Genomic DNA, 14503 nt, shown 5'->3' on the forward strand with positions numbered 1-14503 from the left:
CCGCCAGCGACACCATCCATAGGAGCGCTGTATGAATCTCACCATCAGTGGACATCATCTCGAACTGACCCCAGCCATTCGCGACTACGTGCAAGGCAAGCTGGAGCGCATTACACGCCATTTCGACCATGTCATTGATATCGCGGTCATCCTCGGGGTCGAGAAACCCTCCGAGAAGGACAAGCGTCAACGAGCCGAAGTGAACCTGCGCCTGAGGGGCAGCCTCATCCACGTGGAGAGTTTTGCAGGAGACCTGTACGCAGCGATCGATTCACTGATCGACAAGCTGGACCGCCAGGTGTTGAAGTACAAGACCAAGGTTCAGGACCATCAGCGCGACGCCATCAAGCGCATGCCTGACATGGCTTCCGCGTAGATCGCGATTATCCCAACCGCGCCCGAGGGCGCAATTTGAAGGGCGCATGACGGCGCCCTTTTTCATGTTCGTCCCAGCCGTCGCTGGGGCAATCTCATCGAAAGTCTGGCGGACGACAGAGCGCGCCATGCCGCTTGGCTACAATGAAGCCCTCACTTCATCTTTTCCTCGTATGAGCCAGGACATCCTCAGTCAAGTGCATCGCCGCATCGGCTTCATCACCCTCAATCGGGCGGCAGCCCTGAATTCGCTTTCGCTGCCGATGATCAGGACCATGACCGAGCAATTGCAAGCATGGCGGTCGGATCCGGCCATTGATGCCGTGGTAGTGGACAGCAGCAGCGACAAGGCTTTCTGCGCCGGCGGCGACATCCGTTTCTTCCATCGTGCCGGATCGAGCACGCCGGCCGGCGGCAGCGCTCTTCTGGAAGATTTCTTCACCGAGGAGTATGCGCTCAACCACCTGGTGCATCATTACCCCAAGCCGTATGTGGCCCTGATGAACGGCATCGTGATGGGCGGCGGGATGGGCATCGCTCAGGCGGGCGCTGCGAGCCGGCTGCGCGTCGTCACCGAGCGGACCCGGATGGCCATGCCGGAGGTGAACATCGGCTTGTTTCCGGACGTCGGCGGCAGCCACTTCCTGTCGCGGGCACGCGGCCAAGTCGGGACCTATCTCGCGCTCACCGGCGAAGCCATAGGCGCAGCCGATGCGCTGTTTGCCGGACTGGCGGACGTGTGCCTGCCAAGTGCACGGCTTGAGGAATTGAGGGCAGCCCTGCGCCAGTCGCATGCCGACGATGTGCATGCGCTCATCGATCGCTTCGCTGTGTCGCAAGATACCTTGCCCGCGCCGGGGCTGCTGGCGGTGAACGAAGCCGCCATCGAGCGGCATTTCAGTCTGGCGACCGTTGGCGAAATCATGGCCTCCCTCGGCCGGGACGACAGCCCCTTCGCACGATCCTGCCTGCAAGCGATGGGCCGGCGCTCGCCGTTGATGATGTGCGTGGCGCTCGAGCAGTTGCGCCGCGGCGCCGGCATGCATATCGCCGATTGCCTGCGCATGGAGCGCAGCATGATGCGCTGCTGCTTCGAACAGGGCGAAGCGCTGGAAGGCATACGGGCTCTGGTGATCGACAAGGACAATCAGCCGCGCTGGCAACCGGCGCGGCTGGATGAAGTGACGGAGGCGATGATAGCCCGCTTTTTCGAGCCGGCGTGGCCGGCGCATGCGCATCCGCTGCGGGACTTCGTTTAGGAAGAGCGAGCTTGCGGCTGCGGTATTTGCTTCCCCGCTTTTGCAGGCGCAGCGCCGCTGTCGTGCGCCGAGGCTTCAGTCCTCGCCAACGGTGAACAGGCGGCGGTGTTCGCGCATGGCGTAGCGGTCCGTCATGCCGGCGATGTAATCGGCCACCTTGCGCGCCTGGCGGCCGACGGCACCGGCATTCGCTTCCAGCTGATAGTCTGGCGGAAGCAGCCGCGGCTCATCCATGAATGCCTCAAACAGATCGGAAACGATGCGGCGCGCCTTGCTGGTCATGCGGTTGACCTGGTAATGGTGGTACAGGTTACGGCTCAGGAACTGCTTCAGGTGCACCGCATCGCGCTTCATGGCATCGGAGAACGCAATGAGCGGCGGCGCCGCGCGTACGTCCTCCACACTCTTTACGCCGGCGTCGAGGATGCGCTGCGCCGAGGTGGCGGACAGATCGACGATCAATGCATTGATCATGCGCCGAATGGTTTCATGAATGGCGCGCCGGCCGCCGATGCCGGGGCAGGCCAGCTCCGCCTCGCGCCGATGCCGCGCATAGAAGTCGACCTGCTCCATTTGCTCGGTGGTCAGCAGTCCCGAGCGCAGTCCGTCGTCGATGTCGTGGTTGTTGTAGGCGATTTCGTCGGCGAGATTGGCGAGTTGGGCTTCCAGCGTCGGCTGCCGGCGGTCGATGAAGCGCTGTCCGAGCTCGCCGAGCTTCAATGCATTGGCATGCGAGCAGTGCTTCAATATTCCCTCCCGCGTTTCGAACATGAGGTTGAGGCCATTGAAGGCGCCATAGTGCTCTTCCAGCTCATCGACCACCCGCAGGCTCTGCAGGTTGTGCTCGAAGCCGCCGTGGTCTTTCATGCAGGCGTTCAGGGCATCCTGGCCGGCATGGCCGAAGGGCGTATGGCCGAGGTCGTGCGCCAGCGAGATGGCTTCGACCAGATCTTCGTTCAGCTTCAGGGTGCGGGCAATGGAGCGCGCGATTTGCGCCACTTCCAGGCTGTGCGTGAGGCGGGTGCGGAAAAGGTCGCCCTCGTGGTTGACGAACACCTGGGTTTTGTACTCCAACCGGCGGAAGGCGGCCGAGTGAATGATGCGGTCGCGGTCGCGCTGGAATTCGCTGCGCGTTCCGGGCGGCGGCTCGGGGAAGCGGCGGCCTCGCGATGCGTCCGAGCGGGCGGCATGAAGAGCGAGGCTGGCTTCCGGGATCATGGGATCAGATTACCCCGTTCTGCCGGTACAGGCCTTGATGGCAGCCAGCAAGGTGTCCTGCGGCACCGCAGTAATCACGGTGCTGCCAAGCGGCTTGAGCAGGATGAATTTGATCTGTCCTCCCTCGTTCTTCTTGTCGATTTCCATCAGGTCGAGCCAGCGCTCGTCGCCGAGGTCCGGAGCGACGGTCGGCAGGCCTGCCGCGCGCACCAGCGCCGTGATACGGTCCCTGGTCGGCGCATCGATGAAGCCGAGCCGATGGGAGAGATCCGCTGCCATCACCATGCCGCAGCCCACCGCCTCGCCGTGAAGCCACTCGCCATAGCCCATGCCGGCTTCAATCGCATGGCCGAAGGTATGGCCGAAATTCAGGATCGCGCGCAGACCGCCTTCGCGCTCGTCCTGCCGCACCACGTCCGCCTTGATCTCGCAGGAGCGCTGGATGGCGTAGGCCAGTGCGGCGGCATCGCGTCCGACCAGCCGGCCGATGTTGTGCTCGATCCAGGCAAAGAAGGCGGGATCGATGATGGCGCCATGCTTGATCACCTCCGCCAGGCCGGCCGACAGCTCGCGGTCGGGAAGCGTATCGAGGGTATCGGTGTCCGCGACCACCGCCAGCGGCTGGTAGAAGGCGCCGATCATGTTTTTGCCGAGCGGATGGTTGATTGCCGTCTTGCCCCCCACCGATGAATCGACCTGGGCCAGCAGCGTGGTGGGCACTTGAATGAAGGGCACGCCGCGCATGTAAGTGGCGGCGGCAAAGCCGGTGAGATCGCCGATGACGCCGCCTCCGAGTGCGATCAGGGTGGTCTTGCGGTCGCAGCGCTCGCCCAGCAGGGTATCGAACACCTTCATCAGGCTGGCCCAGTTCTTCTCTTCCTCGCCGTCCGGCAGCACCACGGTCGTCACCTCCTTTCCCGCGGCTTGCAGGCGCTCCACCATGGGCCGCAGATAGAGCGGCGCCACGACGTCGTTGGTGACGATGGCGGCGCGCTTGCCGCGGACGTGCTGACTGACGCCAGCGCTATCTTTCAGGAGGCCGCTGCCGATGGTGATCGGATAGCTGCGCTCTCCCAAGTCGACTTGGAGGGAAATAAGGTTGGAAGACGGGGTGCTCATTGATTCGATGAAATATCGTGCGGCTTGCTGGAGGATGGGGAAGCGGCGGACTGCGCCAACTCGAACTGGGACAGTTGCGCCACGATCATATTGACCAGCGATTGAACATTGGGCCGGCCTGTCTCGATGACGAAGTCGGCCACTTCCCGGTACAACGGCTCGCGTTCCCGCGCCAGCTGTTCCAGCTTTCCGCGCGGATCGGCGGTCTGAAGCAAGGGGCGGTTCTTGTCGTGGCTGGTGCGCTGCAGGATGCTGCTGATGCTGGCACGGAGGTAGATGACGGTACCGCGCTCCTTCAGGCAGGCGCGGTTTTCCGGGCGCAGGACGGCGCCGCCGCCCGTTGCCAGCACGAGATCGGGCTGGGCAGTCAATTCCTGGATGATGTCTGCCTCGCGCTGCCGGAAATTCGCTTCACCCTCGATCTCGAAGATGAGCGGAATCGAAGCCCCTGTGCGGGCTTCGATCTCATGGTCGGTGTCGATAAAACGCTTGTTGAGCTTTTTTGCCAGGGCGCGGCCGACCGTGGTTTTGCCTGCGCCCATGAGTCCGACAAGAAAAATATTTCCGTGCATAGGGACGAAGTGTACACGCTTCGCATGCGGGAACCCAAACCGGCTTGGCCCCGTCTGGAGCGGCCTGCCCTGCCAGGACGGCGCCCCGAGTCCGGGCTTGGCTATCGGTCCCGGGTGCACTGTGAACGCCGCTTGCATGCGGCTTGAATGGAAACGCGGGTAAGCGAGGAGCAACAAGTGAGGAGCAACAACAGCTGCCCCTCGCTGGAGAACTCAATCTTCCGGAACGCCGGCCGTCCAGCCGAAGCGTCGCTCGTTACCGGGTCAGCGGATTGCCAGCCACCACCTTGGGCGTGATGAAGACGAGGAGCTCGGTCTTGTCATTGGTGCGGCCGGTGGTTTTGAATAGATAACCCATGACAGGAATGTCGCCGAGCAAGGGCACTTTCGAAACCTGATCACGCTCGGTCTGCTGGAAGATGCCGCCCAGGACCACGGTGCCGCCATTCTCGACCAGCACCTGGGTCTTCACATGCTTGGTATCGATCGCAAAGCCGGCACGCGTTTCAACACCGACGCTGTCCTTGTTGACGTCGACATCCAGGATGATGTTGCCGTCCGGCGTGATCTGCGGCGTGACTTCCAGCCGCAGATTGGCCTTGCGGAAGGCAATGGAGGTCGCACCGCTGCTGGTGGCAACTTGATAAGGCAATTCGGTGCCCTGCTCGATGACCGCCTTGAGCTGGTCGGCTGTCACCACACGCGGGCTCGAGATGATCTTGCCTTTTCCATCGGCTTCGAGCGCCGACAGCTCCAGGTTCAGGAATCGGTTGGCGGCCGCCGAAAAGAGACTGATGGCGAAGCTGCCCGGATTGACGCCGTTGATGCCGGCGGCAGGCAGGTTGACGAATTGGGTATTGTTGTATGACTGGTCGGACAGCTTGGCCTGCCCGGTGATTTCGCCAACGCCTTGATAGTTGCCTGTGATGGCGGCGTTACCGTTGCCAATGCCGTAGCCGGTTTCGCCGCCGCGCAGGGTGCGCAGATCAGTGAATCCGAGCTTGGCGCCAAGATTCCTGCTGAACTTGTCATCGGCTTCGACGATACGGGCTTCGATCAGCACCTGCTTCGAAGCGATGTCCGTCTTCTGCACCAGCTTGCGCACCTCCTCCAGCTTGGACGGGATGTCGGTGATGAAAAGCTGGTTGGTGCGCGGATCGATCACCGCGCTGCCGCGTTTGGAGAGGATGGATTTCTTGGCATCGCCGCCATCCAGCCCAAAGACCAGCTTGAAGGATTCCGCCTTCTGGTAGTTGAGCTGGAAGACTTCGCTCTTGAGCGGCTCCAGCTCGGCGATCTGGGCTTTCTGCTCCAGTTCCAGCTTTTCCTTGGTCAGCAGCTCATCCCGGGGCGCGATCCAGATCACCGAGCCGTTCTTGCGCATGTCGAGGCCCTTGGCCTGCAGCACGATGTCGAGCGCCTGGTCCCATGGCACATCCTTCAGTCGCAGCGTCAGGCTGCCGCCGACCGTGTCGCTGGTGATGATGTTCAGTCCGGTGAAGTCGGCGATCACCTGCAGCACGGTGCGCACTTCGACGTTCTGGAAATTGAGCGACAGCTTCTCGCCGCGATAGCTCTGCGGACCTTGGGAAAGCCGGTTCGGATCTTCCTTGACCGGCTTCACCTCCACCACCAGCTGCGTGTCGCTCTGGTAGGCGCTGTGCTCCCACAAGCCCTTGGGCGTGATCACCATGCGCACGTTGTCACCCTGACGGGTAGTGACAACGGTCTGCACCGGCGTGCCGAAGTCGGCGACGTCCAGCTTGCGGCGCAGGGCATCCGGCAGACTGGTCTTGAGGAAGTCGACCACGATGCTCTGGCCCTGCTGCCTGACATCGACGCTGCCGCTGCCGGGCGGCAGCTCGACCACGACCCGGCCTTCGCCATTGCTGCCGCGCCGGAAGTCGATGTCGCGCAGCGCACGGCTGGCCGATGCCGTGGCGGGCGCGGCGCTTCCCGCAGTGCCGGTTGACGCCGCCATCGGCTTGGCTGCGGCGCCGGTGCCGTCAATGGTGACGACTACCTGATTGCCTTCCACCGCCGTGGCATAGCTGAGCGGGCGCGAGAGATTGAAGACAAGGCGCGAACGCTCGCCGGCCTGGACCACGTTGACGTTGCGGACATCGCCAATACCGATTTCCTGGCTCGACTTGCCGGTGGCATTGGCAGTATCGGCGAAATCCAGCGCAATGCGCGCGGGATTGGTAATCGAAAAACCGATCGGCGGCTTGGCGACAGGCCCCTTCATGCCGATCCTGACCACCACGTTGGCGCCTTGCTGGTTGGCGCTGATGGATTCGATCGCGTTTTCCTGAGCCGAGGCGAAACCGGCAGCGCCGGTCAGGCAGAGGGCAAGCAGCGCTTTGCATGCTCGGCGGGCGGACAGGTTCCAGACCCGATGCGGTATTGATGCTGCATTCATTTTTTATTCTCCTGCAATTCGAGCTTGGCGTCGCGTTCAGTCCACTCGCCGCTCGCATCGCGCACGATTTCTTTGATATGCACTTCGTCTTCTGTGACTCGGGTGATGCGGCCGAAATTCTGGCCGACGTGATTGCCGATCTTGGCTCGGTACACCGACTTCTCCACCTGCAGCAGGGCGAAGGTCTGGCCCGGCCGCTCCAGCGTGCCGACCATGCGGATGGTATCGAGCGGGAAGGACTCCAACGCCTCCTTGCGACGCTCCAGGTCGGGCTTGATGCCATTGCCGGAATTGGCCTGAAGCTTGGCCAGCGCAGCGGACAGCTTGCCGGGACTGAAGGGATCCGGATCGTTCTTGCCGCTGTAGGCGAAAGGAATGAACTGTTTCGGCTCAGCCAGCTTGGGTACCGATGGGCGCGTCTGCTTGCGCACATCCTCCATCCATTGCTTGACCTCCTGATTGCCGCTGTCGCCGCAGCCGGCCAGCACGAGAACCGGCGCCGCAAGCAGCGAAAGGACGCGGAGACTGGCGCGCTTCATTTCTTCGCTCCCTGGTTTTTCTTCTCCGCCGCCGACTTGCGCTGCGCCTCGACTTCCTCCTTGTCGAGGTAGCGGAAGGTCTTGGCTACCGCCTCCAGCGCCAGCGAGCCGTCCTTGCCGGCGTTCAGATTGAGATTGTTGAGGGTGACAATGCGCGGCAGCTTGGCGATGTCGCTGGTGAAGGCGCCGATGTCATGATAATTGCCGGCCACCTTGATCTCGATCGGCAGCTCGGCGTAGTAATTCTTGACCACGACCTGTCCCGGCTTGAACAAGTCGAATTGCAGGCCGCGGCCGAGACCTGCCTGGTTGATGTCCGAAAGCAGCGCATCCATTTCGGCCTTGCTGGGCAGTTGCTTCTCCAGCGTGGCGACGTACTCGCTGACCTGCTTCTTCTGCTCCCGCAGCGCGTTCAGGTTGATGGCCTGCTGCACCTTCAGCTTATAGGCGTCGCGCAGCTTCTGCTCTTCCGCCTGGCCATTGGCCAATTCCTCCTGCTGCCCTTCCAGATAACCGAACCAGCTGACCACCAGCACGCCGAGCAGCACCCCGATGCCGCACAGGATGCGCGGCAGGAGGGGCCACTGGCCGGGATGCCTGCCGTTCAGGCCGTTGAATTGCGCGCTGAGGGAAGCGCCCAGTTGTTTCAGGTTTGCCATGCCGTGTCCTTACTTGCCCGTTTCCTTGCCGGCGCTGGCCGCCAACATCGGATTGCCCGGCGCCGTGCCGTCCTTGGCCGCGCCATCCTTGTCGCGCGGGCGCTTGATGCCTACGTTCACGGTGAAATCGAAAACCTTCTTCGAGTCCTTGCCCTGCCCGATTGCGGTGGAGCGGATCTCGATCAGGTCGGGCCGTTCCAGCCAGGGTGAATTGTTGCCGAGGTTGCGCAGCAGTTCGGACACCCGTTCGTTGGATTGAGCATAGCCATTGAGGGTGACTCGCTGGCTCTCCTGCTTGAAGCCGCGCAGATAAACGCCTTCCGGCACCTGCTTGACCAGTTCATCCATCAGATAGACCGGCTGGTTGCGGTCGCTCTGCAAGTCTTCCACCGCCTGCTGGCGCGCCTTCAATCCCTCGATTTCCTGGCGCAGATTGGCGATTTCCTTGATCTGCTGGTCCAGTTTGTCGTTTTCCGCCTTGATGTAGTCATTGCGCTGATTCTGGTCGCTGATCTGGGCGACGAAGACGCCGTTGATGCCAAGGACCAGAACTGCGCCGCACAATCCTGACAGCGCAAGCATCTTGTAGAAGGCGGCCTTGCGCAGCTTGCGCTTTGCTTCCCGATGCGGGAGGAGGTTTATCTTGATCATCAATCGAATCCCCGCATCGCCAGGCCGCAGGCCACGAGGTAGGCGGGGGCATCCAGGTTGAGTTGTTTTTCGCGGACGTCGCCGCTGCGCTTCATGCCCTTGAACGGGCTGATCACGGTGGAGGATACCTTCGTCCGCTCGGCGATCATCTCCACCAGGCCGGGCATGTTGGCGCAGCCGCCTGCGAGGAAGATATGGCCGATGCTGGTGTAAGGCGTGGAAGTGTAGAAGAACTGAATGGCGCGGTTGACTTCGATCGCCGCGTTTTCGAGAAAAGGCTGCAGATGTTCGGCCGCATAGTCTTCCGGCAGGTCGCCTTCGCGCTTTTTCATCTCGGCTTCCTCGAAGGACATGCCATAGGCGCGGGCAAGATCCTGCGTCAGCTGGGAACCGCCGAAAGGCTGCTCTCTTTCGTAGATGGTCTCGCCATTGAGCAGCATGGAAACCTGGGTGACCTGGGCGCCGATCTGGAACAGCGCCACGATCTGATCCGCGCCCGCTTTCGGCATCTGTGCGACGATGCGCCCGAGCGCTGCCCGGGCCGCGTACGATTCGATGTCCATGACCAGCGGCTTGAGCCCCGCCGCTTCCGCCACGGCGATGCGGTCCTCGACCTTTTCCTTGCGGGTGGCGGCGAGCATCACCTCTACATCCTCGGGTGAGCCCTGGGCCGGACCGATCACGTCGAAATCGAGACTGACTTCGTCCAGCGCGAAGGGAATGTACTGGTTGGCTTCGCTCTCCACCTGCACCTCGAGCTCATCCTCGCTCAAGCCGCCGGGCAGAATGATTTTCTTGGTGATGACCGAAGCAGGCGGCAGGCCTAGGGCCACATGGCGCGCGCGGGTCCCGCTCTTTTTCCAGGCGCGGCGCACGGCTTCCGCTACCTGCTCGATGTTTTCGATATTGCCGTCGACCACGGCACCACGCGGCAGCGGCTCATGGGCGCAACGCTCCAGGCGCAGATCGCCCTTCCCGGCTTCCGTGAGTTCGACAAGCTTTACACCCGACGTGCTGATGTCCAATCCAACCAATGGCGGATTCTTGGGACTAGTCAAAAAGCCCAGATCTAGTGCCAAAGCTTGCTCCCGAAAATGATGTTTCCTGTGTGAACGCTTTTCCGGATTGCCTGTCCAAACCGTTCAAAAGCCGCTCTTTTGCAGGAAATCTATTTAAAAACCTATATTTAGGTGATATACGTCGACAGTAACTTAGATGCTAGCAACAAGCCTCGAATGGTGTCCAGAAGTTTCCGCACGGGAACATTGCCGTGCGTTGCCAAAAGTCCACTCGGATTTCCCTATTGAGGGTTCATTTGCGGTCTAATGGACAGAGCGCGTCGCTATAATGCCTCGTTTCCGAATTTCCCTCTATTAAGTATTGCGCATGGCCTCTGCCCCTCGTGCGAACACGCCTTCCAAGGAAGCGCCGCAACGTTCCAAATCCATTCTGGCTCGCACCCTGATCGGTGTCGCGGTCGGCCTGTTCGGGATCATGATCGCCGGCGCCCTCATGCTCGGCTTCATGCTGGCCATGGCTTATCCCAACCTGCCGGCGCTGGACTCGCTGACCGATTACCGGCCTAAGATCCCGCTGCGGATCTATTCCGCCGACAATGTCCTGATCGGCGAATTCGGCGAAGAGCGCCGCAACCTGGCCCGCATCCAGGACATTCCCGATGTGATGAAAAAGGCTGTGCTCGCCATCGAGGATGACCGCTTCTATGAACACGGCGGCGTCGACTACATCGGCATCCTGCGTGCGACGATCCACAACGTCACCGGCGGCGCCCGCCAAGGCGCCTCGACCATCACCCAGCAGGTGGCGCGCAATTTCTTCCTGTCGAGCGAGCAGACCTTCAAGCGCAAACTGTATGAAGTGCTGCTGGCCTGGAAGATCGAGCAAAATCTTTCCAAGGACCAGATCCTCGAGGTGTACATGAACCAGATCTATCTGGGTCAGCGCGCCTACGGCTTCTCGTCCGCGGCGCAGATTTATTTCGGCAAGCGCCTGCAGGACATTTCGGCCGCCGAAGCCGCCATGCTGGCCGGGCTGCCGAAGGCGCCGTCTGCCTATAACCCGGTGGCCAATCCGAAGCGCGCCCGGGTACGCCAGCAGTACATCCTGCAGCGCATGTTCCAGCTCGGCTACCTCACCGAGGCAGAGTATGCCGCCGCCAAGGACCAAGTGCTGCGGGTCAAGACCGACAGCAACGAGTTCGGCGTGCATGCGGAGTACGTGTCCGAAATGGTGCGCCAGATGGTGTACGACCAGTTCAAGGAAGATACCTATACCCGCGGCCTCACCGTGCATACCACCATCACCAAGGCCGATCAGGATGCCGCTTATCTGGCGCTGCGCCAGGGCGTGATGGATTATGAAAAACGCCACGGCTATCGCGGTCCGGAAGCCTACATGGAAATTCCGGCTGCCAAGGAAGAAGCCGACGATGCGATCGAAGTCGAGCTGGCCGAGCATGGGGACAGCGACGACATGGTCGCCGCCGTGGTGCTGGAAGCGTCGCCCAAGCATGTCAAGGCGGTGCTGGCATCCGGCGAGGAGATCAATATCACCGGCCAGGGCCTGACCTTCGCCGCCAGCGCGCTGAGCGAGAAGGCGGCGCCGAACCGGCGCATCAAGCGCGGCGCCATCATCCGCGTCGTGCAGGAAGGGCAGGCCTGGAGCATCACCCAGATGCCGGATGTGGAATCCGCCTTCGTCGCCGCCAATACTCAGGATGGCGCCATTCGCGCCCTGGTTGGCGGTTTCGATTTCAACCGCAACAAGTTCAACCACGTCACCCAGGCATGGCGCCAGCCGGGCTCGTCCTTCAAGCCTTTCATCTACTCGGCATCGCTGGAGAAGGGGCTGTCACCGGGCACCCTGATCAACGACTCGCCGATCAGCTTCGATGCCGGGCAGACCGGCGGCCAGGCATGGGAACCGAAGAACTACGACGGCAAGTACGACGGCCCGATCACCATGCGCAAGGCGCTGACCAAGTCGAAGAACATGGTTTCCATCCGCATCCTGCAGCGCATCGGCGCCAAGTACGGCCAGGAGTACGCCAGCCGCTTCGGCTTCGAGGCCGAGAAGAATCCGGCCTACCTGACCCTGGCGCTGGGCGCGGGCGCGGTCACGCCGCTGCAGGTGGCCGGCGCCTACGCGGTGTTCGCCAACGGCGGCTACAAGGTCAATCCCTACATCATCTCCAAGATCACCGATGCCTCGGGCAAGGTGCTGTCGCAGGCTTCGCCCGATCGCGCCGGCGAAGAAGCCAACCGCGTGATCGACGAGCGCAATGCCTTCCTGATGGATAGCATGCTGAAGGATGTGGTGAAGTTCGGCACCGCCGCCAAGGCGCTGTCGCTGAAGCGCCCGGACATCGCCGGCAAGACCGGCACCACCAACGACTCGGTGGACGCCTGGTTCGCCGGCTACCATCCGAAGGTCGTGGGCGTCGCCTGGATCGGCTTCGACCAGCCCAAAAACCTGGGCAACAAGGAAACCGGCGGCGGTCTTGCGTTGCCGATCTGGATCAGCTACATGCAGAAGATCATCAAAGGCCTGCCGCTGGAAGAGCGGGCGGTGCCGGACGGCATCGTGCAGGTGAACGGCGAATACTATTACGCCGAAAATCCGCCGGGTGCCGGGGTGCGCAGCCTGGGCACGGATGAACGCCCGAACAGCGAGGAAGAAAAAACCAAGGATGCGGTCAAGAACGAGCTGTTCTGATACCGCTCCCGCAAATCGAAAAGCCCGGCCCGCGATGCGGCGCCGGGCTTTTTTCCATCTGTCGCAGGACGCAGATCAGCTCAGGTCGACGCGGGCGCCGCCCTGCTCCTCGACCATGCCTGACAGCGCCGCGAACAGTTCGGAGCCGTCGCGGGTGTTCACCCAGCGCTCGCCCTCGCGACGGTAGTGGAAGCCGCCGGAACGGGCGGCGACCCACATTTCCTGCATCGGCGCCTGGCTGTTGACGATGATCTTGGAGCCGTTGTCCGAGAACTCGATCTCCAGCACATTGCCGCTGCGCTTGCATTCCACGTCCAGTTCATCGGCGTCGAATGCGCGCTCCAGCGCGTTCTCGATACGGTTCAGGGTCGCCTCCGCCAGCGACAGGAATTCGGATTCAGTCATGCTACACTCCGCACAGTTCGTCAAACCCAAGATTCTAACTGTGAAGCCCGCTCTCCATATTCGCCGCCGTCCGGCGCTGTTCCTGATTGCGGCACTGGCGGCGGGCATGGCGCTCGCCGGTTGCGGCCAGAAGGGACCGCTTTACCTGCCCGCCAAGCCGGTGCCGGCAACGCCTGCCGCCTCTGCGCCCGCCGTGCCGCCGCCGGTCGACGCGAATCGGGATCGCATCACGACGCCCTCTCCTTAAGTCTCCAGCAACATGTCCTATTTCTCCTATCAGCACGGCGCCCTGTACGCCGAGGGCGTGCCGCTTGCCGACATTGCCCGGCAATTCGGCACCCCGGTCTATGTCTACTCGAAGGCCGCCTTCAGCGACCACTATGCCGCCTACGCCACTGCTTGCAAGGCCAATGGCCGCAGCGAGCGCGATGCGCTGGTGTGCTACTCGGTGAAGTCCAATTCCAACCTGGCGGTCCTGAACCTGCTGGCCGGCCTGGGCTCCGGCTTCGACATCGTCTCCGGCGGCGAGCTGCAGCGGGTGATTGCCGCCGGCGGCGATCCGCGCAAGGTGATTTTTTCCGGCGTCGGCAAGAGCCGCGAGGAAATGCGGCTGGCGCTGTCGCACGACATCCTGTGCTTCAACGTCGAATCCATCCCCGAGCTGCACCGCCTGAACGAGGTGGCGGGCGAAATGGGCCGCAAGGCGCGCGTCTCGCTGCGGGTGAATCCGAACGTGGACGCAAAGACCCATCCCTACATTTCTACCGGCCTGAAAGAAAACAAGTTCGGCATCGCCTTCGAAGATTCGCTGGCGACTTACCGCGTCGCAGCCGACCTGAAGCACATCGAGGTTACCGGCATTGATTGCCATATCGGCTCGCAGTTGCTGGACGATGCGCCGCTGCTGGAAGCGCTGGACAAGGTGATCGAACTGATCGATCAGCTTGCCACTGAAGGCATCGTCCTGGACCATCTGGACATCGGCGGCGGCATTGGCATCACCTATGCCGACGAAAAGCCGGTGGCGGTGAGCGACTACCTGAACCGGCTGTTCGCCCGCATCGACGCCTGGCGGCGCGAGAAGCACGGCGGCGCGCCCATCAAGGTCATGTTCGAGCCGGGCCGCTCCATCTCCGGCAATGCCGGCATCCTGCTGACGGAAGTGCAATTCCTGAAGCATGGCGCCGACAAGAATTTCGCGATTGTCGATGCGGCGATGAACGACCTGATGCGTCCGGCGATGTACGAAGCCTTCCACGACGTGCGTACCGTGGCCCAGCGCGGTGAAGAAGCGAAGGTCTACGACGTGGTCGGTCCGGTATGCGAATCGGGCGACTGGCTGGCGCGCCAGCGCACCCTCGCCATCGCGCAGGGCGATCTGCTGGCCATCATGTCTGCCGGCGCCTACGGCATGACCATGGCATCCAACTACAACACCCGCGGCCGCGCGGCGGAAGTCATGGTGGACGGCGACAAGGCGCACCTGATACGCAAGCGTGAAACCCCGCAGGAATTGTTCGCCCTGGAATCCATTCCGCGCTGATTCCTA

General features: G+C 62.2%; 12 protein-coding genes and 1 pseudogene. 5 read left to right on the forward strand and 8 right to left on the reverse strand.

Annotation, left to right across the window (positions count from 1 at the left end; all coding sequences use genetic code 11):
* The first annotated feature begins 31 nt into the window (after window positions 1–31).
* Together hpf and CHB88_RS16570 are read left to right on the forward strand one after the other, a co-directional pair.
* Window positions 32–376, forward strand: a complete 345-nt coding sequence (gene hpf / locus CHB88_RS16565) for a ribosome hibernation-promoting factor, HPF/YfiA family (protein ID WP_089400453.1) — start codon at window positions 32–34, stop codon at window positions 374–376.
* 172 nt (window positions 377–548) lie between these two features.
* Window positions 549–1634 carry an enoyl-CoA hydratase/isomerase family protein gene (locus CHB88_RS16570; RefSeq protein WP_089400454.1) on the forward strand — a complete coding sequence of 362 codons (1086 nt, stop codon included), beginning with the start codon at window positions 549–551 and terminating at the stop codon, window positions 1632–1634.
* A gap of 75 nt (window positions 1635–1709) precedes the next feature.
* Here the strand turns inward: CHB88_RS16570 and CHB88_RS16575 are convergent, their stop codons facing one another.
* The 7 genes and pseudogenes from CHB88_RS16575 to CHB88_RS16605 form a co-directional block, all read right to left on the reverse strand.
* Window positions 1710–2852, reverse strand: a complete 1143-nt coding sequence (locus tag CHB88_RS16575) for a deoxyguanosinetriphosphate triphosphohydrolase (protein WP_089400455.1) — start codon at window positions 2850–2852, stop codon at window positions 1710–1712.
* A 9-nt stretch (window positions 2853–2861) separates the two neighbouring features.
* A pseudogene (gene aroKB, locus CHB88_RS16580) lies at window positions 2862–4543 on the reverse strand (bifunctional shikimate kinase/3-dehydroquinate synthase AroKB).
* Window positions 4544–4799: 256 nt separating this feature from the next.
* Window positions 4800–6965 carry a type IV pilus secretin PilQ gene (locus tag CHB88_RS16585; RefSeq protein WP_089400456.1) on the reverse strand — a complete coding sequence of 722 codons (2166 nt, stop codon included), beginning with the start codon at window positions 6963–6965 and terminating at the stop codon, window positions 4800–4802.
* On the reverse strand, window positions 6962–7504 hold the full coding sequence (locus CHB88_RS16590; RefSeq protein WP_089400457.1) for a pilus assembly protein PilP: 543 nt from the start codon (window positions 7502–7504) through the stop codon (window positions 6962–6964). The genes CHB88_RS16585 and CHB88_RS16590 overlap by 4 nt, the downstream gene beginning before the upstream one ends.
* Window positions 7501–8163, reverse strand: coding sequence for a type IV pilus inner membrane component PilO (locus tag CHB88_RS16595; RefSeq protein ID WP_089400458.1), 663 nt, complete (start codon window positions 8161–8163; stop codon window positions 7501–7503). The genes CHB88_RS16590 and CHB88_RS16595 overlap by 4 nt, the downstream gene beginning before the upstream one ends.
* A gap of 9 nt (window positions 8164–8172) precedes the next feature.
* Entirely contained in the window at window positions 8173–8814 is a 642-nt protein-coding gene (locus CHB88_RS16600) for a PilN domain-containing protein (RefSeq protein WP_089400459.1), read from the reverse strand.
* Entirely contained in the window at window positions 8814–9893 is a 1080-nt protein-coding gene (locus CHB88_RS16605; protein ID WP_089400460.1) for a pilus assembly protein PilM, read from the reverse strand. Before CHB88_RS16605 ends, CHB88_RS16600 begins: the two co-directional genes overlap by 1 nt.
* Window positions 9894–10308: 415 nt before the next feature.
* On the opposite strand from CHB88_RS16605, the gene CHB88_RS16610 reads away from it, so the two are divergent.
* Window positions 10309–12549: a penicillin-binding protein 1A gene (locus CHB88_RS16610; RefSeq protein WP_245845025.1), complete on the forward strand. Its 2241-nt coding sequence runs from the start codon at window positions 10309–10311 to the stop codon at window positions 12547–12549.
* A gap of 75 nt (window positions 12550–12624) precedes the next feature.
* Here CHB88_RS16610 and cyaY read toward each other — a convergent pair whose 3' ends face one another.
* The gene (gene cyaY / locus CHB88_RS16615; RefSeq protein WP_089400462.1) at window positions 12625–12954 is read right to left on the reverse strand and encodes an iron donor protein CyaY; all 330 of its coding nucleotides are present in this window, start codon (window positions 12952–12954) and stop codon (window positions 12625–12627) included.
* Here cyaY and lptM point away from each other — a divergent pair.
* Complete coding sequence (gene lptM / locus CHB88_RS16620; RefSeq protein WP_089400463.1) at window positions 12953–13201, forward strand: LPS translocon maturation chaperone LptM; 249 nt, start codon at window positions 12953–12955, stop codon at window positions 13199–13201. The genes cyaY and lptM overlap by 2 nt on opposite strands.
* Window positions 13202–13213: 12 nt before the next feature.
* Window positions 13214–14497 carry a diaminopimelate decarboxylase gene (lysA, locus tag CHB88_RS16625; protein ID WP_089400464.1) on the forward strand — a complete coding sequence of 428 codons (1284 nt, stop codon included), beginning with the start codon at window positions 13214–13216 and terminating at the stop codon, window positions 14495–14497.
* The last annotated feature ends 6 nt before the right edge of the window (window positions 14498–14503 follow it).

It is taken from the genome of Noviherbaspirillum humi (assembly GCF_900188095.1).
GTDB lineage: Bacteria > Pseudomonadota > Gammaproteobacteria > Burkholderiales > Burkholderiaceae_D > Noviherbaspirillum > Noviherbaspirillum humi.

Coding starts and splice junctions, on each gene's coding strand:
- CHB88_RS16590 (WP_089400457.1), bottom strand. CDS start 7,504: ATGAAGCGCGCCAGTCTCCGCGTCCTTTCGCTGCTTGCGGCGCCGGTT.
- lysA (WP_089400464.1), top strand. CDS start 13,214: ATGTCCTATTTCTCCTATCAGCACGGCGCCCTGTACGCCGAGGGCGTG.
- CHB88_RS16585 (WP_089400456.1), bottom strand. CDS start 6,965: ATGAATGCAGCATCAATACCGCATCGGGTCTGGAACCTGTCCGCCCGC.
- CHB88_RS16610 (WP_245845025.1), top strand. CDS start 10,309: ATGATCGCCGGCGCCCTCATGCTCGGCTTCATGCTGGCCATGGCTTAT.
- CHB88_RS16575 (WP_089400455.1), bottom strand. CDS start 2,852: ATGATCCCGGAAGCCAGCCTCGCTCTTCATGCCGCCCGCTCGGACGCA.
- CHB88_RS16600 (WP_089400459.1), bottom strand. CDS start 8,814: ATGATCAAGATAAACCTCCTCCCGCATCGGGAAGCAAAGCGCAAGCTG.
- cyaY (WP_089400462.1), bottom strand. CDS start 12,954: ATGACTGAATCCGAATTCCTGTCGCTGGCGGAGGCGACCCTGAACCGT.
- CHB88_RS16595 (WP_089400458.1), bottom strand. CDS start 8,163: ATGGCAAACCTGAAACAACTGGGCGCTTCCCTCAGCGCGCAATTCAAC.
- hpf (WP_089400453.1), top strand. CDS start 32: ATGAATCTCACCATCAGTGGACATCATCTCGAACTGACCCCAGCCATT.
- CHB88_RS16570 (WP_089400454.1), top strand. CDS start 549: ATGAGCCAGGACATCCTCAGTCAAGTGCATCGCCGCATCGGCTTCATC.
- lptM (WP_089400463.1), top strand. CDS start 12,953: ATGCTACACTCCGCACAGTTCGTCAAACCCAAGATTCTAACTGTGAAG.